General features: G+C 67.7%; 12 protein-coding genes, 1 tRNA gene and 1 pseudogene. 6 read left to right on the forward strand and 8 right to left on the reverse strand.

All coding sequences use genetic code 11. The annotated features are described in order from the left end of the window. Nucleotides 1–5 precede the first annotated feature (5 nt). Nucleotides 6–2,267: an LPS-assembly protein LptD gene (locus tag RIB45_RS11925; protein WP_350050499.1), complete on the reverse strand. Its 2,262-nt coding sequence runs from the start codon at nucleotides 2,265–2,267 to the stop codon at nucleotides 6–8. 166 nt (nucleotides 2,268–2,433) lie between these two features. Next, a complete protein-coding gene (locus RIB45_RS11930) occupies nucleotides 2,434–3,402 on the reverse strand; it encodes a lysylphosphatidylglycerol synthase transmembrane domain-containing protein (protein WP_350050500.1) in 969 nt (322 codons plus the stop codon). 138 nt (nucleotides 3,403–3,540) lie between these two features. Here RIB45_RS11930 and RIB45_RS11935 point away from each other — a divergent pair. Further along, nucleotides 3,541–3,616: transfer RNA gene (locus RIB45_RS11935), tRNA-Lys, on the forward strand. Nucleotides 3,617–3,676: 60 nt separating this feature from the next. Here the strand turns inward: RIB45_RS11935 and RIB45_RS11940 are convergent. The 4 genes from RIB45_RS11940 to RIB45_RS11955 all read right to left on the reverse strand — a co-directional run bounded on the left by RIB45_RS11940 (nucleotide 3,677) and on the right by RIB45_RS11955 (nucleotide 8,746). Further along, nucleotides 3,677–5,155, reverse strand: a complete 1,479-nt coding sequence (locus RIB45_RS11940) for a PAS domain-containing protein (RefSeq protein WP_350050501.1) — start codon at nucleotides 5,153–5,155, stop codon at nucleotides 3,677–3,679. Next, nucleotides 5,152–6,348 (reverse strand): hypothetical protein, encoded by a 1,197-nt coding sequence (locus RIB45_RS11945; RefSeq protein WP_350050502.1) that lies wholly within the window; start codon nucleotides 6,346–6,348, stop codon nucleotides 5,152–5,154. The genes RIB45_RS11940 and RIB45_RS11945 overlap by 4 nt, the downstream gene beginning before the upstream one ends. A gap of 587 nt (nucleotides 6,349–6,935) precedes the next feature. Further along, on the reverse strand, nucleotides 6,936–7,958 hold the full coding sequence (locus tag RIB45_RS11950; RefSeq protein ID WP_350050503.1) for a helix-turn-helix domain-containing protein: 1,023 nt from the start codon (nucleotides 7,956–7,958) through the stop codon (nucleotides 6,936–6,938). A gap of 86 nt (nucleotides 7,959–8,044) precedes the next feature. Then, nucleotides 8,045–8,746 (reverse strand): Crp/Fnr family transcriptional regulator, encoded by a 702-nt coding sequence (locus RIB45_RS11955; RefSeq protein WP_350050504.1) that lies wholly within the window; start codon nucleotides 8,744–8,746, stop codon nucleotides 8,045–8,047. A 163-nt stretch (nucleotides 8,747–8,909) separates the two neighbouring features. Here RIB45_RS11955 and RIB45_RS11960 point away from each other — a divergent pair, with 163 nt between their 5' ends. Then, entirely contained in the window at nucleotides 8,910–10,763 is a 1,854-nt protein-coding gene (locus RIB45_RS11960; RefSeq protein ID WP_350050505.1) for an ATP-binding protein, read from the forward strand. A 92-nt stretch (nucleotides 10,764–10,855) separates the two neighbouring features. After that, nucleotides 10,856–11,674: a DUF502 domain-containing protein gene (locus RIB45_RS11965; RefSeq protein ID WP_350050506.1), complete on the forward strand. Its 819-nt coding sequence runs from the start codon at nucleotides 10,856–10,858 to the stop codon at nucleotides 11,672–11,674. Between the two features lie 31 nt (nucleotides 11,675–11,705). Here RIB45_RS11965 and recG read toward each other — a convergent pair whose 3' ends face one another. Next, nucleotides 11,706–13,790 (reverse strand): ATP-dependent DNA helicase RecG, encoded by a 2,085-nt coding sequence (recG, locus tag RIB45_RS11970; RefSeq protein WP_350050507.1) that lies wholly within the window; start codon nucleotides 13,788–13,790, stop codon nucleotides 11,706–11,708. 246 nt (nucleotides 13,791–14,036) lie between these two features. Between recG and RIB45_RS11975 the strand changes: the two genes are divergently transcribed. From RIB45_RS11975 to eno, 3 genes are all read left to right on the forward strand, one after another. Beyond that, complete coding sequence (locus RIB45_RS11975) at nucleotides 14,037–14,327, forward strand: succinate dehydrogenase assembly factor 2 (protein ID WP_350050508.1); 291 nt, start codon at nucleotides 14,037–14,039, stop codon at nucleotides 14,325–14,327. Between the two features lie 29 nt (nucleotides 14,328–14,356). Beyond that, nucleotides 14,357–17,863: a transcription-repair coupling factor gene (mfd, locus tag RIB45_RS11980; RefSeq protein ID WP_350050509.1), complete on the forward strand. Its 3,507-nt coding sequence runs from the start codon at nucleotides 14,357–14,359 to the stop codon at nucleotides 17,861–17,863. Nucleotides 17,864–18,071: 208 nt separating this feature from the next. Next, nucleotides 18,072–19,346 carry a phosphopyruvate hydratase gene (gene eno / locus RIB45_RS11985; protein ID WP_350050510.1) on the forward strand — a complete coding sequence of 425 codons (1,275 nt, stop codon included), beginning with the start codon at nucleotides 18,072–18,074 and terminating at the stop codon, nucleotides 19,344–19,346. Nucleotides 19,347–19,771: 425 nt separating this feature from the next. Here eno and glnA read toward each other — a convergent pair. Next, a pseudogene (gene glnA, locus RIB45_RS11990) lies at nucleotides 19,772–20,055 on the reverse strand (glutamine synthetase); the annotation flags it as partial.

Here is a 20,055-nt window from a genome sequence, read left to right on the forward strand (position 1 = left end):
GGCGGTCAGTCCGTCGTGGGATCGATGTCCAACCCGTACTCGCCCAAAGTTTTCAGCGTGAAGTTGACGAACAGGGTGTCGTTCTGCTGCCCGCGCCCATTCACCTCAGTGTAACTGCGCGACAGATTGGCGCTGACGATCGTGCACTCGTTCTCCCACTGCAGGCGCCCGTTGACGGAGCGGGTCGCCGCGGCCTCAATATCTCGATTGAACGCGGCGACGGCCGACCATTGCTCGTCGATCCGGCTGGCGACGCCGAGGGACATGAACTCGGAATCGCCGGAAACCAGCCCGTTCCCCTGATCCTCCACGAAGGTGTAATTGCCAGAAACGCTGAAGACCTGGGGACCGACGGACCAATCTAGCTCCTGACGGCGGACGTTTTCATGCAGCAGGTCGCCGCTTCGGAAACGGTAGTCGACCGACCCGTAGTCGGCGAGTTCAAGGGAGAGCGCGCCGACCCAATCGCGCGCGTTGAGGCCGAGTCCGGTGCGCTCGGAGAGTTCGTCGTTGACGCTGCGGTCGATCAGGCGGCCTAGGGTGGCGTTGAGGCCGATCCCGTTGGTCCAATCGAGCCGATAACGCGCCCCGGCGGCCGCGCGGGAGCCGCCTTCGGCGGCGTCCAGGCCGTTCAGGCGCTTATGGGCGAAAATATTGTGTTCTTCGAGTTCGAAGCGGGTCGTATCCTCGAAACTGACCGAGCTCGGGGGCGTCGTGTTCGGAGCGATCGCACCGAAAAGCAACGGCGAGACGGTTTGCGTGGTCTCCGCGCCGTAGCGGACGAAGGGATAAGAGACCTCCATCGACGCTTTCGGCAGGACGAAGCTCTCGACCTCGTAGGATTTCTCGTCCGGCAACCTGCTCGCGTCCCGCTCCACGACATAGGCGTTGGCTTGGGCGGTCGCGAGGAAGTCTGTGCGAAAGCCGAGCGATGACGCCTTGTTGAAACCGTAGCCGGGCATCACCGTCAGGCGATGCGTGTCGTCGTCGTTCTCGACCGAAATCATCCGCGCCTCGGTGTCGAACTGCCAACGCCCGCCGAACCGGTCGGCCTCCCCGCGCCCGCTGTAGAGAAGACGCGGAATCACGTCTTGCTCCCGGTACCCTTCCGGCTTGTCGATGCGCAGCGATTGGATCGAGAGCATTTCCGCCGTCGCGTAGTTTCTGGTCCGGAATCCCTCGACGTTGGCCTTGCTGACCAGTTGCGTCTCCGGCAGGCCGAAGAGCGGATAGGCCCGGTTGTACGACTTGTCGGTCGTACGGTTCAGATCCAGGCCGGCGCGCCACGTCTCGTCGAGATGATAGCGCGCGTCGAGCCGAATGTGGCCGCGCACCTCGCGGTCGCTGATTTCGTCCTCGCCCGGGACCGCCTCATTCTCGGCCTCGGAGCCGGTCACGGGGTCCAGTTCGCCCAGCGAGAAATCGGCTTCTATCTCGCCGCGGCTCAAGCGCTGACGGTACTCGGCCGCCGCGATCACGTCGCCGCTGGATCCGAGCACCGGCTCGACGGTGATATCTTTGCTCTCGTCGATCACCCAGAAATAGCGCGGCTGAAAGAACTGACCCAGGCCGGCGGTCGAGCCGAAACTCGGCGCAAGGACGCCGGATTTGCGCTCTACGCGCGGATCGTAGTGCTGGAAATAGGGCGTGTAGAGGATCGGAACGCCGAAGACCTCGAGCCATGCGTCCTCATACTGCAGTAGGAAACGGTCTTCGTCGTGGGTGATCCGCCGCGCCTTGACCTGCCACAGAGGGTCCTTCGTGGGATCGTCGCGGCAGACCGCGCACGGCGAGTAAACGGCTTTGGCGAGTTCCGTGCGATTGCCGTCGCTGCGCCGCGCGCCGTTGGCGGCGATGCGGGCGTCGTCCTGCAACAATATCCGGATGTTCTCGATGACGCCGTTTTTGAAGCCGTCCGAGGTGATCTCCATGTAGGTGCTGAACATCACCGTGCCGTCGGGGTGCATCAGCACTACGTCGCCGGACGCGCTCAGGACGTCCGCCTCGCGGTTGTAGCTGACGGTCTCGGCGGTCAGCACGTAGCCCGCCTGGGCGATCTCCACGCCGCCGCGCAGAACGGTGACCCCGAGATCGCCGTGATTGACGATCTCGTCTGCGCGGAACAGCGTCTCTTCAGTTTGGGACAGGCTGACGCCCTCGGCGTTTTGCGCCGCCGCGGGAGAGGCCAGGATCGGCCCAGCGAGACACGCCGCGCCCGCCAAGGCGAGCGCGCGCACGCTGCGCGCGAATCCCCGTCGCTTCAACACCGCTGCCGATCTCCCCGTCGCGATCGTCCGCGCAGCCCCTTCTGGACGAGCCGACGCGCCGCGTAGGATTAGCCCTTTCAATGCTTTAAGTAAAGCATGCGCGGATTCGAGTCGTGTCAGGAAATCCGCGGAGTCGCAATGATTCGGCGTCGACGCCGCGGCGGGGTCAGTCGGCCGCATAGGGGGCGGGCGGCGCCGGGCGTCCGCCGTTGCGTCCGCTGAGCCAGATCGCCAGACCCGGCGCCGCCTGCAGCAGCAGCATCGCCGTGAACAGCAAGGCCGCCGCCAAGGCGGCGTCCTGCGCCACGCCGAACCAGCCGAGCGCCGCGACCATCGCCCCTTCGCGAAAGCCCAGCCCGGCGATCGACAGAGGGATCGACGAGCCGAGCAGCGCCGCCAGCGCCACCGCCGCTAGCGCGCCCGGTCCCGGGGACGTCGCACCGGCGGCGGCGAGCGCGGCCGCGATCGCGCCCGCCGCCATCGCATAGGCGAGGGCGCAATACAGCAGGAACGCCGCCAGCACGCGGGGCTTCAGGAAGCGCCGACGCACCAGCCACCCGAACCGAAAGACCTCGCGCGGGGTGCGCCGGCGCCGGTAGGGCGCCAGCAATCGCAGCATCGTCCTCAATCCCGGCGCGGCGGCGAGCGCGAGAGCCGTCACGCCCGCCAGCGCCAACAAGCCCTCCACCGACCCCGCCGCCAGCAGCACCGACCACAGCCCGACATTGACCAACGCCAACGTCCCCACATTGGCGACCCGTTCGGCGAGAACCACCGCGATGTTGCGGCGCAGGCCGCCGAACAGTTTGGTGGTGCGCCAAACCCGCACCACTTCGCCGCCGACGGAGCCTGGGAGCACCAGGTTGAAGCTCAAGGCTTCGAGATAGAGCAAGGCGGAGCGGACGCCGCCGATCGGCTGACCCGCCGCAGCCGACAGCATCCGCCACCGCAGCGCCATCACCAGGCAGAAGCCGAACATGGCCGCCACGCCGAGCGCGAAGGCCCCCCGGTCGATCTGCGCCAGCCGCGTCCAAACCGCCGTCAGATCCGCGTTGCGCGCGATCAGCCAGATCAGCGCGCCGGCGACGGCCAGCTTGAGCGCGATCAGCGCGGCTTTCTTGAGGGCGGAGGGCATCGGGCGCTTTCTCGCGGAATGACGGTCGGCTGCCGCCTTTTATCGGGCGTCGCGCCCAAGAGCAATTGACGCCCCGAACCCGGCCTTCTATTTTCCGCGCCGTCCGCCGGGTCGGCCCCGCGCCGCCCCGACGATCAAGGGCCCGTAGCTCAGCTGGTAGAGCAACTGACTTTTAATCAGTAGGTCACAGGTTCGAACCCTGTCGGGCTCACCATTTTTTCAACGCATTACATTCGACGCTTAAAGTCTTGCACGAGACGGCTGACCTGCCGCCTCATCCCTCGAACAGGCCGGGAAACACCGCCGGGCCGCCCAGGCAGATGCGGTCTACGGCGCGCAGCTGCATGGCGGCGCCCGCGTCGTCGACGCCGTTGACGTAAAGGGCGACGTCGCGGCGCGCGCAGAGTTGGGCGATCTGGCGGAAGCTTTCGGCGACCGCCGCGGGGTCGGCCCCGAACCGCTCTCGGGGTACGCGAATGAACTCGACGTTCCCGGTCTGAGAGACCAGGCGCTGCAGCGCGTTCGATTGGGCCAGATCGACGCCGTCGACGATGGCGCGTTTGATGTGGCTGAAGACGGCGGCGAAACGCTGGCCGTCGCCGGAGGAGAGGGCGCGCACGCCGGTCGTCAGGATCAGCACGTCCGGCTTCAGCGCCTGCACGGCCCCGCGGCCTAACCGGGCGAGCATGGTGGCGTCCATCGCCACGCATGCGGGCGCGCCGCTGTCGCCGCCGGCGGCTTCCGCCGCCTCGATCCGGCCGGTCAGCAGGCTGAGCGCCAGGCGGAATTCCTCAGCTGACGGCTTCTCGCCCAGATCGGACAGCGCATTGGCGAAATCGAGCAGCGCCAGAACGGGGGCGCCGGTCCGCGTCGAGTAGGCGATCTCCAACCCGTAGGCTTGGCGCGTGCGTTTGTCGATCAGCGCGGCGTCGACCGCCTTGCGCGCCGCGGCGGGGCTCTGCACCGCGCCCGGCTCGAGCCGCACGCCGGCGAGCCGCGTCGCGGTGATCGTCTTCTCGATGACGTCCAGCTTTTCCTGCACGTCCATCTCGGCGTCGGCCAGATCGACGGCCGCGCGGCCGACCTCGTAGTCGGGGCCGGCGGCCTTGTTCGCCCGGTCCGACGCCGCGTCGGCGTCGAAGTCGTCGCCGTGCAGCACGGAGACGGTCTGCCGATCGACGCGGAAGGCGCGGCCGCGTCCTTCGGCCGCAAGCTGGACGCTGCGCGCCATGCGGTCGGCGGCGGCGACGATCCCGTCGATGTCGGCCCCTTGCGCCTCCATGTCGGCGTCCAGCGCATAGATCGACAGCATCGGGTCCGCGTAGGCGCCGTCCGCGAGGTCCCGTTCCACGTCGGCCAGGATGTCGGCGACGCTCTCCAGCGGTTCGGCGTCGACCTCGAGGGAGCCGTCGCCTTCGTCCTGCATCGCGAAGACGCGCACGACGCCGGCGTCGCCGCCGCCGCTCAGGCGGGAGAACTTCATCCGAAAGGGCAGGGCGCCGCCGATATGATCGTTGACGCTGATGCGGTCTTCCTGCGGCGCGCCGGACCGCAACACGCTTTCGATCGCGTCCGAAGCGAGCCAAACGTCTTCGCCCGAGATCAGATCGTAGAGGCTGACGCCCTCGATCGCGGTGGGCGACAGGCCCAGGGCGGCGAACGTGTCGCCCTCGCAGCGACGGATTTCGCCCGCCTCCGCGACGTCGAAGAAAAAGCTTGCTCCCGCCTGGATGTCGCCGGCGCCGCGGCTCATGAAGCGCGCTCCATCGAATAGTCCTGACCGTTCACCGCGATGATGAAGTCATAGAACGGCTCCAGAACGCTCGCCTTCTGCAACGGCTTGCGACCGTCGCTGGTCAGCTCGGCCCAGGCGTTGGCGGTGTGCGCCAGCACGCCGATCGACAGCCCGACGGTTATAAAGCTTTGCGGCGCGGTGCGCAGGAATTCCTGAAAGCGGCCGGGGCTGTCCTCGTCGATCAGCGCGTCGAACGCCTGATTGTACTCGATCAGGATCGAGGTGATCTTGGCGTGCGTCGCGCGGATCAGCTTGCGCGCCTTGTCGCGGCGATAGGTGAAACGATCGATGGCGCTCGATTCCATGCCGGTCGCGTCCTTCGGCATCGAATCGGTGGAGCCCAGCCAGCGGTAGAAGCTGCGCAGCTTCACTTCGTAACTCTGATACTGGTATTCGTAATAGTTGATGCCTTTCCAGGCGAACAGGATCTGGGCGGTTTCCGCCTCCTCCAACCGGAAACTGCGAATCAGCTGGCGCGCGCCCTGCGTGGCTTCGCCGCGCCAAATGCTGTCGACCACGGCGGACGTCATCATCCGCGCCGCCTCGTCTTCGCCGCTCTGCTGGCCGCCGTTGACGTATTGTTGGTAGACGTCGACCGCCGAGCCCTGGTTGGCCTTGCTGACCAGCATGGAGATGCGGGACATGACCGGCTTGCGAATGCGCGCCCAGTCGGCTTCCGAAATCTCGAAATAGGCCCCGTTGACCGACCGGTCGCTTTCCAATTCGCGTCGGCGGGACAGCAGCAGGAAGGGATCGAAGGTCGGCAGGGTGGAGAGGACCTCCAACACCTTCTGATCATGCGGCGTGAACTGCTCGCCCGGCTTGACGGCCCCGCGCTTGCTCAGGATCTCGAAAATCTCCTTCGGATCGGCCGAAGTGCTTTCGCCCCCTTCGAGGATGTCCTCGTCGTTGTAGGGAAAGAAGATGCGGGTCGTGACGCCCACGTCGTCGTCGTCGTCCTGGGCGGCCCCCACTTCCTTGAAAAAAATCCCCAAATTGAGAGTGCTGAGATCGAAAAGCGTCCCGGGCACGCCCGATTGCTCGGGGGCGTTCGTGTCGGCTTGATCTCGGTCGGCCGCGGCCTTGACCTTCAGGTCCTGAAACGGCTGTCGCACGTCGAAGCACAGAAATCGCCCCGATCCGAGCAACATCCGCAACGCACGCCTATTCATCCTGCATCATCCGATACAACCGCACCAAACGAACGCTCCCATCTGAAACAGTAAAACACCGTGCGTTGGAATACGCACGAGAAAGAAATCAATTGATGGAAATACCTCTATCGCGGGAGGTTTTGCGCCCTCTGCACGTAATGCCCCGGGCCGGAGCGGGGTATCGTCCGCGCGGCGTCAGCGCTGGGTCGCGACGCCCCCGCGGACGGCCAGATCGCTGACCTTCGTCCATTTAGCCGCTGCCGCCCGATCGCCCGAAAGGCGCGCCTCATACGCGAGTTTCCGCGCCTCGGCCGCCGCGTTCGGACCGTGGGCCCGGAGCAACAAACGCGCCCAAGAGTTGCAGTCTTCCGTATTGTCTCCGCCCATCGCCGTCCCCGCGGTCTAATCCTCTGTCAGAGTAAGGACATTGGCTTCCCGCCGTGCGATCCGGCGCCGGTTCCCAGGCGCGCCGCATCGCTTCAAGGCGCTTATGGTACGCGTCTCTCAACCGGCGCAAAGACTTGGGCGTCTCAGAAAGATGCCTGGGCGTTTCAGGAAGGGGTCGCTGGGCGGTGCGGAGATTTTTACGCGCTCAGCGTCGTGAACCATCGCGGCAAAAGGCCGTCGCTCTGCGGGTTGAATCGGCGCCGCTCGGTCCGGAACGCCCTCGGGCTGCGCCCGAAGGAGTCCTTGAACAGGCGCGAGAAATGCGCCGGGCTTTTGAAGCCGCATCGAAAGCCGATTTCGGCGACGCTCAACCGCGCTTGGGCCGGATCGGCCAACTCGGCAGCGGCGCGGTTCAAGCGCATCCGAAAGAGCTCTTGTTGGACCCCGCCGCGTTCCTTGAAGAGCCGGTAGATGGAGGCGCGCGACAGACCGGCCAAGTCGGCCAGAGTCTCCGGGTTCAGTTCCGGGTCGCCGAGCCGCTCCTGCATCAGGCGGCGAACCCGATAGATGCGCGGATAATCGAGCGCGCCGCGACCGGCGGGAACGCTTTCGCCTTCGTTCATCGCCGCCGCGCACAAATTGATCAGGCCGGTCGAGAAAGCGGCGGCGGCGCGCGGGTCGATGTCGCCCGCCCCTTTATCGAGGCGCAGCATCACGTCACGCAACACCCCCGCCGCGAAACCCTCGCGCGCCAGCGTGCGGCCTTGTTGACTGTCCGGCGCGCGAAGCAGCGGGGCGAGGCGCCGACGCGGTACGATCAGGGTCAGATTGCTGTAGCTGTCGGAGGTGAGCGCCTCGTGCACGTCCGCCAGATCATAGATCGCGATGTCCCCGGTACGGACCGCCACCTCTTGCGCGCCGCGGCGATGCTCGGAGGCGCCGGCGACATAGAGCTGGACCAGATAGTGATCGAGGTCGTCGAGCGCATAGCGGCCGGGTCGACGGAGGAAGCGTTGGCCGTGGCTGTCGCAGCGCACGAATCCGGTCTCGCCGATCAGATAGCTCTCCAGTCGGCTCGACAGGGCGCGATCGGGCAGCGGCGCGGCGCGCTCGACGTCGAAATAGACCGAAATCGCCTCGCGCCAGCGTGCGAAGCGCTCCTCCTGCGGCGCGCCCTCCGTGGTGAAGAGGTCGCGCGGAATGCCCTCTCTCGCTCCCATAGCGTGAAGTGTAGCAATCTTTTGGCGCGACGCCAGCCGTGCTCCGGCGCTCGATCGCTCCGACGCGCGGCGCGCCTCGTCTCGCTTCACTCGCCGCGGAACTCTTCGACCATGTCCTGCAGCATCTCGATGTCGGCGATCTCCAGCACCGAGCCCTTGCGCTTGACCAGTCCCTTGCGCGCCAGGTCGCTCATCACCCGGGCGACCGTCTCGCGGGTCGTGCTGACGCGGCTTGCGATTTCGCCGTGGATCGGCACCGGGCTGATGGTGGAGCGGCCGTCCTCTATGCGCCCCAGCTTGGCGAGCCGCAGGATCTCCGCATAGACGCGGTTGTTTGCGCCAAGCGTGCTCAAATCCATGATTCGCTCGACCGAAATGCGGATGATGCGGGCCAACCGCTGCATCAGCTTGATCGCCACCTGCGGGTGGGCGCACAGCATCTCTTGAAAGGCTGACGGGCTCATGCTGGCGACGGTGGTCGGCGTGACGGCGACCACGTTGGCGGAACGACGCTCGCCGTCGAGCGCGGCGAGTTCGCCGAAGATGTGGCCCGCCTGGATGTCGTCGAAGGCGACCTCCCGGCCGGAGATCGAGTAATTGACCACGCGCACGGCGCCGCGCGTCACGAAGAACACGTCTTTGGAGTCGTCCTGGAAGTCGATGATTTGCTCGTGCGGCGCATAGTTTCGCCAGCGACAGCGCGCTTCGACGGCCCGCAACTCCTCCGCCGTCAGATCGTCGAAGATCGCAATGTCGGAAAGCGAGCGTTGATCCTGCTCGACGGTCATGTCGTTTGGCGTCCCTTGTCCCCACCCCCCAAACGGAGACCGCGAGCTTAGCAATTGGTTGACCCGGATGCGAGCAGGTTGTCGAATGCGCGCTAAAGCCGCATTGCGCGCGGCGGGCGCCGCGTCGCAACGGCGGTTGGGACCTCAGGATTCGCAAGCGCCAATGAATGATTTGCTCGGACGCTTCGTCAGCCGGCGCCGCCAGGGCGGCCGGCGGCCGGACGGGGCGCCGCGCGCGGCGATAGGCCCGGCGGCCGCCGGCGCTCTGTTGACGCTCATCGTCGTTGCGGCCGGGGCGTTCGCCTCTTTCCTGATCGCAGCCGAGATGGACGATACCGCTCGCGCCGCCTGGCGCGATCAGGCGGCGGTCGAGGCCGCGCGCCTCACCGAGTTCACCACCTTGTCCTTGGCCCAGGCGGAAGCCGGCTTGCGCGTCGTCGCCGGCGGTTTCAGCCCGGAGCGGGTCCTGCCGTCCGAGCGCTTTCAGCGGGAGGCGCGTCGAATTCTCTATCGCTATCGGTCGGTGCGCTTCGAGAGCGTGGCGGTCGCGCGCCGGTTCGCCGCCGGCGCGCGCGCGAAGGCCGAGGCGGCGCTCAGCCGTGCGCTTTCGCCGATCGGATTGCCGGCTGCTGAAGGACGCGACCCGGATCTGGACGGCTATGCGGTGACGATGACGCTCTACCGCGACGACCTGCTGCCGGTCGGGTCCGATCTCGCCAGCCACTCGGCGTTGGCGCGCGCGGCCGACGCGGCCTATCTGGCGCCGGGCCAGGTCGCGCTGAGCTCGGCCTTCGAGGGCCGGGCCGAGCGGGGGCGTCCGGAGCGGTTGGCCGCCTTCGCCGCGCGGGTGGAAAACGGCGAAGCGTCGTCCGTGCTGATCGGCGTCTTCGACATCGGCGCCTTCCTGCGCGAGGTGCTGGCGACCGCCGCGCCGGATGGGTTGGTCCTGCGGTTGAGCGAGCAGGCGCGCGGGCCGGACGGGGGCGAGCGGACGACCGCTTTGATCGGCGGCTCGGCCCCGCCGCCGGACACTGCGGCCACCTTCACGCACGTCCAGCCTTTTGGGGAGACCACATGGCGTTTTCAGTGGGACCTGTTGCCGGCCTATCAGGGCGGTCCGGGTCTGGATCTCGGGCGCGCCGTGCGATTCGGCGGGCCGCTCGTCTTCGCGCTGATTGCGCTCTCGCTCGGCCTGATGCTGTTCACCAACCGTCAAGTGGCCGAGCGGGTCCGAGTGCGCACGCAAGAACTCGCCCGCGCGCTTGAAGCCGCGGAGGTCGCCAATCGCACGAAGTCCGAGTTTCTCGCCAATATGAGCCACGAGCTGCGCACGCCGCTTAACGCCGTGATCGGCTTTTCCGAGGTGCTGGAGCAGGAACTCGCCCGACGCGCCGACGCGGGCGAGTTCGTCGACTACGCCCACGACATCAAAGTCAGCGGCCGCCATCTCTTGTCGCTCATCAACGACATCCTCGACCTGTCGAAGGCGGAGGCGGGGCGGCTCGAGTTGAACGAGAGCCCGGCGCAGATCCGGACCGTGATCGACGGCGCGGTGCGTCTGGTGCGCGAGCGCGCGCACACAGCCGGCCTGACGCTGGAGGTGAAAGCGGCCGAGGGCCTGCCGCTGTTGCTGTGCGACGAAAGGCGGGTGAAGCAAATTCTACTGAATCTCCTTTCGAACGCGATCAAGTTCACCGATCGGGGCGGTTTGATCTCGCTTGCGGCGACGCGTGCGGAGAACGGCGATCTGATCCTTACCGTCCGCGACACCGGGCGCGGCATGACGGCCGAAGAGATACCCGTCGCCTTGTCGAAGTTCGGTCAACTGGATCGGACGCACGCCCGGCGCGCCGACGGCACCGGGTTGGGATTGCCTTTGGCCGTCAATCTGCTGGAACTGCACGGCGGGCGGCTTTCGATCGACAGCGCGCCGGGCGTCGGAACCAGCGTCCACGCCGTCTTTCCCGCCAGTCGTCTGGGCGCCGTCGAGGCGATGTTCCACCGGCGCGAGGGTTAAACGAACGCGCCTTCCCCTCGGGCCTTTCGACCCCTATATAGACGAGAGTTTTTCGCATTTGCGAAATGCGGCGAAGGGGATGCAGGCGCGCCATGAAGCACGATCCGCAGACCAATGCGCCGGCCGGCGGCTCGGACGGCGGCGACGGCAAAGGCCATCACGGCCGCGGCCTGCTGGCCCGGCTGCGCGGCTATTTTCTGGCCGGCGTGCTGGTCACCGCGCCGATCGGGATCACCGCCGCGCTGGCTTGGTGGCTGGTGGAGCTGATCGACAGCCAGGTCGTCCCGCTGATCCCCGCCCGCTGGAATCCCGACACCTACTTCCGGGAGTATCTGGGCGTCGAATTCGGTCTGCCGGGCCTCGGACTCGTGGTGCTGGTCGTCGCGATCACGCTGATCGGCTTCCTGGCGGCCGGTCTGGTCGGGCGCTGGGTGTTCGGCATGGGCGAGAAACTGCTCGACCGCATGCCGATCATCCGCAGCTTTTACAAGCTGACCAAGCAGATTTTCGAGACCGTGCTGCGCAACCAGTCCGACGCCTTTCGCCAGGCTGTGCTGGTGGAGTATCCGCGCCGCGGGCTTTGGGCCGTCGCCTTCTTGACCGCCTCCACCAAGGGGGAGATCCGCGAGAAGCTGGCCAAGGACCACGTCAACGTCTTCCTGCCGACGACGCCCAACCCGACGTCCGGGTTCCTCCTCTTCGTGCCGAGCGACGAGGTTGTGATCCTCGACATGCCGGTTGAGGACGCGGTGAAGCTGGTGATCTCCGCCGGCATCGTCACCCCGCCGCGCCAAAGCCCCGCCGAGCCGGACCTGGGCCTGCCCGAGCCGGAGGAGGCGCGCACGCCCGCCGCCACGCGCGATGCGATCGGAAAAGCGCTGGCCGACCGGGGCAGCCGCGAGGACGCCTGAGGCGCCGGCGTCGCGCCCGGCCTGCGCACGCTCAGCCTGAGCGCAGGGTCGCGATCGCTGCGTCCCGTTCGAACAGATAAAGCAAGGTGCGCAGGCGCCGCCCGCGCTCGCCCTCCAACTCCGGATCGCGTTCCAAAATCAGGCGGGAATCGTCGTGCGCGACCGCCATCAGCTCGCCGTGCAGCGCGATGTCGGCCAGGCGAAAGACGGGCAGGCCGCTTTGCCGCGATCCCAGGATTTCGCCGGCGCCGCGCAATTCCAGGTCCTTCTCTGCGATGACGAAGCCGTCTTCGGTCTCGGCCAGCGTCTTCAGACGTTCGCGGGCGGTCTCCGTCATCTGCTCGGAGCGCAGCAGGATGCAGGTGGACGCCTTGTCGCCGCGCCCGATGCGTCCGCGCAGCTGATGCAGCTGGGCGAGGCCGAAACGCTCCGCATGTTCGATCACCATGACGGTGGCTTCCGGCACGTTGACGCCGACCTCTATCACCGTGGTCGCGACCAGGATCTGCGCCGTCCCGTCGGCGAAGCGCGCCATGGCGGCGTCCTTGTCCGGACCCTTCATGCGGCCGTGGACGAGGGCGGTCTTCTCGTCCCCGAAGCGCGCCCGCAGGTCGGCGTAGCGCGCCTCGGCGGCGGCCATGTCGCTGGTTTCCGATTCCTCGACCAACGGGCAGACCCAGTAGATCTTGGCGCCCTCGCGCATCTGACGCTCGATTCCGGCGACCACCTCCTCGACCCGCGGGGCGGCGACCACGACGGTCTTCACCGGTTTGCGACCCGGCGGCTTGTCGGTGAGGCGCGAGCTGTCCAGGTCGCCATAGGCCGACATCATCAGCGTGCGCGGGATCGGCGTCGCCGTCATCACCAGCATGTCGACCGCCTTGCCCTTGGCCGCTAGGTTGAGGCGCTGGTGCACGCCGAAGCGATGCTGCTCGTCCACAACCGCCAACATCAGGCGGTGGAAGATCACCTCCTCCTGAAACAGCGCGTGGGTGCCGACGATCAACTGGATCTCGCCGCGCGCCAACTGCTCCAGCAGCGCGGCCCGGCCCTTGCCCTTGTCGCGGCCGGTCAGCACGGCCGCCTTGACGCCGGCGGCGTCGGCCAGCGGCTTGATTGTCTCGAAATGCTGGCGGGCCAGGATTTCCGTCGGGGCCATCAAGGCCGCTTGTCCGCCGCATTCGATGACGTTCAGCATCGCCATCAGGGCGACCACCGTCTTGCCGCTGCCGACGTCGCCCTGCAGCAGGCGCAGCATGCGGGTCTCGGCCGCCATGTCGGCGCCGATCTCCTGCAACGCCTGGATTTGGCTGCCGGTCAGCTCGAAGGGCAGGGCGGAGAGGGCCTTTTTGCGCAGGCGCTTGTCGCCCTGGACCGATCGCCCGCTTTGCCGCTTCGCCCGCCGGCGCATGATGGCCAGCGCCAATTGGTTCGCCAGCAGCTCGTCATAGGCGAGCCGCTTGCGCGCCGGCGAGAGCGGCGACAGCGCGCCCTCGCTCGACGGCGCGTGCGCCGTCTCCAAGGCCTCGCGCCATCCGGGCCAGCGCTCGCGGTCCAGATAGGCGGGGTCCAGCCATTCCGGCAGGTCCGGGGCGAGATCCAGGGCCTGACGCACATGCTTGTGGATCACCTTGGGCGTCAGGCCGGCGGTCAGCGGATAAATCGGCTCGATCCGCGGGATCTCGTCGCGCTTGTCGGCGGGGACGATGTAGTCAGGATGGACGATCTGCTTGCGGCTCCCGTAGGTTTCCACCCGCCCGCTCACCGCGACGCGCTCGCCCTCCGGCAGGACGCTGCCGACATAGCGCTTGTCGGCGTGGAAGAAGACGAGCGTCACGAACCCCGTCTCGTCGCGCAGCAGCACGCGGTAGGGCCGCTTGCGGTCCGCCGGGGGCTCGTGCTTGTCGACGATCGCGCTCAGCGTCGCGATCCGGTCGGGAAGCGCGGCCTGGACGCTCTCGACCTCGCCGCGGTCGATCACCTCGCGCGGGAGATGCCACAGCAGATCCACCACCTTCGGACCCGCCGCCTTCTCCAGCAACGCCGCGATCCGCGCGCCGACGCCCTTCAGCGCGGTCACGGGCGTGAACAGGGGAAAGAGGATTTCGGGACGCATGACGGGCGGCGCTCACGCTTGGCTGGACGGCGTCCAACCTAGCGCCCCGGCTTCGGCGGCGACAAGGGCGGCGGTCGGGCCGGAACGGGTCCGGGGCGCCGAAAGGGCGGCGGGCGAGGTCCGGCAAACGGCGTCACCCCGGCCTTGCGCAAGGAGGACGGCGTCCGCCGGTTTACCTGACCGCCCCCCGGCGCTATATCCCCTCGCGCGCGATCAAAGCGGACGGGAAGCAAGGACGGCGGAGCGATGGATCCGGTGAACGACAATAGCGCGGGCGAGCGCGGCGCGCGGGTGCGCAAGCTGATGTTCCGCGCCTGGCATCGCGGCACCAAGGAGATGGACATTCTCCTCGGCGGCTTCGCCCAGGCCCGAATCGAGGGAATGAGCGATGCGGAGCTCGACGCCTTCGAGGCGCTGCTGCACATCCCGGACCAAGATTTCTACAACATGCTGGTCAAGGACGGGCCGATCCCGCCGGTCTACGACACGCCGATGATGCGCGAGATCGTCGATTACGCCGAAAGCCGCTTCTCCTGACCGCCTCCGTTCAAGAGACCGCCTCTCCCATGACCGATTTGCGCGCCCTTTTCGCCCGGCCGGGCCGCGGCGTCGTCGCCGGCGCGCCGGAAGGCGCCGACGCGCTGGCGATCCTGCACGCCGCGCGCGCGGCCGGCCGCGCCTGTCTGTTCGTGGCCCGCGACGAAGGCCGCATGGCGGCGACGGCGGAGGTGCTGCGCTTCCTCGATCCCGAGGCGTCGGTGATCGAGGTCCCGGCCTGGGACTGTCTGCCCTACGACCGCGTGTCGCCCAACAGCCACTCGGTGGCGCGCCGCCTGGAGGCGCTGACCCGGCTCGCCGCCGAGGGGGCGGACGCGCGCACGATCGTGCTGACCACCGTTGCCGCGGCGACCCAACGCCTGCTCGCCCGCGACCGGCTGGCCGACGCGGCGCTGGTCCTCAAACCGGGCGACGACGCCTCGATGGAGACGCTGACGGCCTTCTTCGCGCGCAACGGCTATCGCCGGGCGGACACTGTGCGCGAGCCGGGGGAATTCGCGGTGCGCGGCGGCATCCTGGACGTCTTCCCGCCCGGGGAGCCCGAGCCCCTGCGCCTCGACTTCTTCGGCGACGAGCTGGAGACCGTGCGCCGCTTCGACGCGATGAGCCAACGCTCGACCGGCGAGGCCGAGCGCTTGAGTCTAAAGCCGGTTTCCGAGGTGATGATGGAAGGCGACAGCATCGATCGCTTCCGTCAGAACTATCGACAATTGTTCGGCGGCTCGACCGAGGGCGATCCGCTGTTCGAGGCGGTGAGCGAGGGCCGGCGCCCGCCGGGCGTCGAACACTGGTTGCCGCTGTTTCACGAACGGCTCGAGACCCTGTTCGACTACCTGCCCGACGGCGCGCCGGTTCTGCTCGACCACCAGGCCGACGAGGCGGTGGAAGCGCGCCTTGAGATGGTGCGCGACCACTACGCCGCCCGGCGCGAGGATCTGGAGATCGCCCAGAAGCGGAAGGACGCCGACGCGCCGCCGCTCTACAAGCCCCTGCCGCCGGAGAAGCTCTACCTGACCGATCAGGAATGGGGCCAGGCGTTGGACGCCCGCGCGCACGCGCACCTCACCCCCTTCGCAGCCGACGCGGACCTGACGGCGAGTCCGGAGACCGGCGAGATCATCGATTTCGGGGCGCATCGGATGGTCGATTTCGCGGCCGCCCGCACTGATCCGCACGTCAACCTCTACGAAGCGGTGGCGGAGCGCGTACGCCGCCAGACGGGCAAGCCGACGCTGATCGCCGCGGCCAGCGAGGGCTCGCGCGAACGCCTGAAGCTGCTGCTCGGCGAGGCGGGGCTCGGCGATCTTCCCGGCGTGTCGCGCTGGTCGGAGGCGTTGGAGCGGCCGCCCGGCCGGGCGTCGATCGCGGCGCTCAACATCGAGCGCGGCTTCGAGACCGACGCGATCCAGGTCCTGACCGAAAGCGACATCCTGGGCGAGCGCATGGCGCGCCCCGCGCGGCGCCGGCGCAAGGGGGAGGAGTTCATCACCGAACTCTCCGCCATCGAGATCGGCGACGTCGTCGTCCACGTCGACCACGGGATCGGACGCTATGACGGGCTGGAGACGCTGACCGTCGACCGCGCGCCGCACGACTGCCTGCGCCTGATTTATCACGGCGGGGACAAGCTGTACCTGCCGGTCGAGAACCTGGAGGTCCTGACCAAATACGGCTCCGAGGAGTCGGAGGTGCAGCTCGACCGTCTCGGCGGGGCGGCGTGGCAGGCGCGCAAGGCCAAGATCAAGGAGCGGGTGCGCGAGATGGCGGACCAGCTCCTCAAGGTGGCCGCCGCGCGGGAGCTCAAGAAGGGCGACCGGCTGCTGCCGACCGAAGGCGCCTATGACGAGTTCGTGGCGCGCTTCCCTTATTCGGAGACCGACGATCAACTGCGCGCGATCGAAGATGTGGCGGAGGACCTGCAGTCCGGCCGCCCGATGGATCGCCTGATTTGCGGCGATGTCGGTTTCGGCAAGACCGAGGTGGCGTTGCGCGCGGCCTTCCTGGCGGTGATGAACGGCTTTCAGGTCGCGGTCGTGGTGCCGACGACGCTGCTGGCGCGTCAGCACTTCAAGCTGTTCAAGGAGCGTTTCGAGGGGCTGCCGGTCAAGATCGGCCAGCTCTCGCGTCTCGCCTCAACCAAGGACGCCGCCGCGACCAAGACGGGCCTGAAGGACGGCACGGTCGACATCGTCGTGGGCACCCACGCGGTGCTGTCCAAGGCGGTTGAGTTCCGCGAGTTGGGCCTGATGATCGTCGACGAGGAGCAGCATTTCGGCGTCGCCCAAAAGGAGCGCTTGAAGCAGCTGCGCGCCAACGTCCACGTGCTGACGCTGACCGCCACGCCGATCCCGCGCACGCTTCAGATGGCGCTGGCCGGCGTGCGCGACATGTCGATCATTGCGACCCCGCCGGTCGACCGGCTGGCGGTGCGCACCTTCGTACTGCCCTACGATCCGATGGTGCTGCGCGAGGCGATCCGGCGCGAGCGCTTCCGCGGCGGCCAGATCTTTTACGTCTGCCCGCGCGTCGCCGACCTCGACCGGGTGCGCGAGCGGCTGCGCGAGCTCGCCCCCGACGCCGGGGTCGCCATGGCGCACGGCAAGATGAGCGCCAGCGAGCTCGAGGCCGTCATGGGCGACTTCATCGACGGCAAGTACGACGTGCTTCTCTCCACCAACATCGTCGAGAGCGGCCTCGACATCCCGAACGCCAACACGATGATCGTCCACCGCGCGGACATGTTCGGCCTCGCGCAGCTCTATCAGCTGCGCGGGCGCATCGGGCGCGGCAAGCAGCGCGCCTATTGCTACCTGACGCTGCCGCCGGGCCGGCTCCTTAGCGAGACGGCGAAGAAGCGGCTCGACGTCATGCAGACGCTGGACGGGCTCGGCGCCGGTTTCACGCTGGCGAGCCACGATCTCGACATCCGCGGCGCGGGCAACCTGCTCGGCGACGAGCAGTCGGGCCAGGTACGCGAGGTCGGCGTCGAGATTTATCAGCGCATGTTGGAAGAGGCGGTCGCCGCCGCGCGCGACGAGGTGGCGGCCGAGGAGGTGGAGGAAACCTGGTCGCCCGCCATTACCATCGGCGCGCCGGTGCTGATCCCGGAGAAGTACGTCAGCGACCTGTCCGTGCGCCTCGGCCTCTATCGCCGGCTCTCTGCGCTGACCGACCGGCGGGAGATCGACGCCTTCGCGGTCGAACTCGTGGATCGCTTCGGTCCGCTGCCCGCCGAGGTGGAGAACCTGCTGCAGGTCGTCGCCATCAAGCAGGCCTGCAAACGCGCGCATGTGGAGAAGCTGGACGCCGGTCCGAAGGGCGCCGTCGTCGCCTTCCGCAACAACGACTTCCCCAACCCTCAGGGGCTGATCGGCTTCATCCAGAAGTTCGCAGGCTCGGCCAAGCTGCGCCCCGATCACAAGCTGGTCGTGATGCGCGATTGGGACGGCGAGGCCGACCGCCTCAAAGGCGCCCGCCAGCTCGCCGACCGCCTGTCGGAGATCGCGGCGGGGTAGGGACCCGGTCCGACGGACCGGCTGATCGCACGGGCGGCGCCTGCCTCGGTTGGCCCGGAACAGGTCCGGGCCGACGAATTCAGCTCCCTCCGCTGCAGGCCCGTCCCCCCGAGCGCGTCGCGGGCGAACGGCGGCGCCGCCTTGAAGCGCTGGGCTTGCGCGGCTATAGCAAGGGCCGCCCACCGATGCAGCCAGGAGAGACGCTTCCATGACCGCCATTCTCGACGTGCACGCCCGTGAGATTCTCGACAGCCGGGGCAATCCCACGGTGGAGGTGGATGTAGTGCTGGAGAGCGGCGCCTCTGGCCGCGCGGCCGTGCCCAGCGGCGCCTCGACCGGCGCGCATGAGGCGCATGAGCTGCGCGACGGCGGCGCGCGCTACGGCGGCAAGGGCGTTCGCGACGCCGTTGATGCGGTCAACGGCGAAATCTTCGATCTGCTCTCCGGCCTGGACGCCGAGGATCAGGTCGACCTCGATTCTAAAATGATCGCGCTCGACGGAACGCCCAACAAGGCGCGGCTCGGCGCCAACGCGATCCTGGGCGTCAGCTTGGCGGTCGCCAAGGCGGCGGCCGAAGACGCCGGCCTGCCGCTTTATCGCTATGTCGGCGGGGCCTTCGCGCGCACCTTGCCGACGCCGATGATGAACATCGTCAACGGCGGGGCGCATGCCGACAATCCGATCGACTTTCAGGAGTTCATGATCGCGCCCGTCGGCGCCGACAGCCTGGCCGAAGCCGTCCGTTGGGGCGCGGAGGTCTTTCATGCGCTGAAGAAAGGCCTGACGCAGGGCGGCCACAACACCAATGTCGGCGACGAGGGCGGATTCGCGCCGGATCTGAAATCCGCCGACGAGGCGCTCGACTTCATCATGAAGGCGATTGAGACGGCGGGCTACAAGCCGGGAGCTGAAATCGCGCTGGCGCTCGACTGCGCCGCGACCGAGTATTTCGCGGGCGGCAAGTACGAGATGGCCGGCGCGGGCAAGTCCTTGGACGCCGCCGCCAACGCCGCCTACCTGAAGCAGCTGGTCGACGCCTACCCGATCGTCTCAATCGAGGACGGCATGGCCGAGGACGACTGGGAGGGCTGGGCCCTGCTGACCCGCGAGATCGGCGATCGTTGCCAGCTGGTCGGCGACGATCTGTTCGTCACCAATCCGGAACGGCTGCGCCGCGGGATCGAGGGCGGCGTGGCCAATTCAATCCTGGTGAAGGTCAATCAGATCGGCACGCTGAGCGAGACGCTGGAGGCGGTCGAGACCGCGCACCGCGCCGGCTACACGGCGATGATGTCCCATCGCTCGGGCGAGACCGAGGACGCCACCATCGCCGATCTGGCCGTCGCCGCCAATTGCGGCCAGATCAAGACCGGCTCGCTCAGCCGCTCCGACCGGATCGCGAAGTACAATCAGCTGATCCGCATCGAGGAGGGCCTGGGTGCGGCGGCGGCCTATGCCGGAGGCGCCGCCTTCAAGCGCTGAGCCTCATCACCGTTCGCCCGTAGAAAAACCCCGGGGCGGCGAGAGCCGCGCCCGGGGTTCGTCATCTGATCGATCGCTTACGTCGCCCGGCTTTAGCCGAAGACGCCCGCAAGCGCCCCGAAGTTCGCGGCGATCGCGGCGGCCGTGATGACGGCCGAGCAGAAGATGGTGTCCATCGGATCCTCGTTTGCTTGATCTGAACGGCGCGATCCCTGCGGACGCAGGGCTCGGCGGCCGATGACCCGTCATAGATCGACCGCGCAGGCGTGAACCGCAAGACGGTCATGTTGCAGCGCAGCATTGCAAGTTCCGCATGGCCCCGCCGCGCCGCAAAGCAAACGGCCCTGCCGGATCTCTCCGACAGGGCCGTTTCGCCGAGATGTCGGAGGGCGGCGGACCGCCCTCCGTTCCCCTCTCGATCGGGATCAGGACGAGTAGTACAGCGCGAATTCAACCGGATGGGTCGTGTGCTCCAGGGCGTAGACCTCCTCCCACTTCAGATCGAGGTAGCCGTCGATCTGATCGTCGGTGAAGACGTCGCCCTTCTTCAGGAAGTCGCGATCCGCATCCAGCGATTCCAGCGCTTCGCGCAGCGAACCGCAGACGGTCGGGATGTCCTGCAATTCCTCCGGCGGCAGGTCGTACAGATCCTTGTCCATGGCTTCGCCCGGATGGATCTTGTTCTGGATGCCGTCGAGGCCGGCCATCA

This window comes from Marivibrio sp. (genome assembly GCF_040218065.1).
Classification (GTDB): Bacteria; Pseudomonadota; Alphaproteobacteria; order UBA8366; family Aestuariispiraceae; genus Marivibrio.

Coding starts and splice junctions, on each gene's coding strand:
- RIB45_RS11930 (WP_350050500.1), bottom strand. CDS start 3,402: ATGCCCTCCGCCCTCAAGAAAGCCGCGCTGATCGCGCTCAAGCTGGCC.
- RIB45_RS11940 (WP_350050501.1), bottom strand. CDS start 5,155: ATGAGCCGCGGCGCCGGCGACATCCAGGCGGGAGCAAGCTTTTTCTTC.
- RIB45_RS11945 (WP_350050502.1), bottom strand. CDS start 6,348: ATGTTGCTCGGATCGGGGCGATTTCTGTGCTTCGACGTGCGACAGCCG.
- RIB45_RS11950 (WP_350050503.1), bottom strand. CDS start 7,958: ATGGGAGCGAGAGAGGGCATTCCGCGCGACCTCTTCACCACGGAGGGC.
- RIB45_RS11955 (WP_350050504.1), bottom strand. CDS start 8,746: ATGACCGTCGAGCAGGATCAACGCTCGCTTTCCGACATTGCGATCTTC.
- RIB45_RS11960 (WP_350050505.1), top strand. CDS start 8,910: ATGAATGATTTGCTCGGACGCTTCGTCAGCCGGCGCCGCCAGGGCGGC.
- RIB45_RS11965 (WP_350050506.1), top strand. CDS start 10,856: ATGAAGCACGATCCGCAGACCAATGCGCCGGCCGGCGGCTCGGACGGC.
- recG (WP_350050507.1), bottom strand. CDS start 13,790: ATGCGTCCCGAAATCCTCTTTCCCCTGTTCACGCCCGTGACCGCGCTG.
- RIB45_RS11975 (WP_350050508.1), top strand. CDS start 14,037: ATGGATCCGGTGAACGACAATAGCGCGGGCGAGCGCGGCGCGCGGGTG.
- mfd (WP_350050509.1), top strand. CDS start 14,357: ATGACCGATTTGCGCGCCCTTTTCGCCCGGCCGGGCCGCGGCGTCGTC.
- eno (WP_350050510.1), top strand. CDS start 18,072: ATGACCGCCATTCTCGACGTGCACGCCCGTGAGATTCTCGACAGCCGG.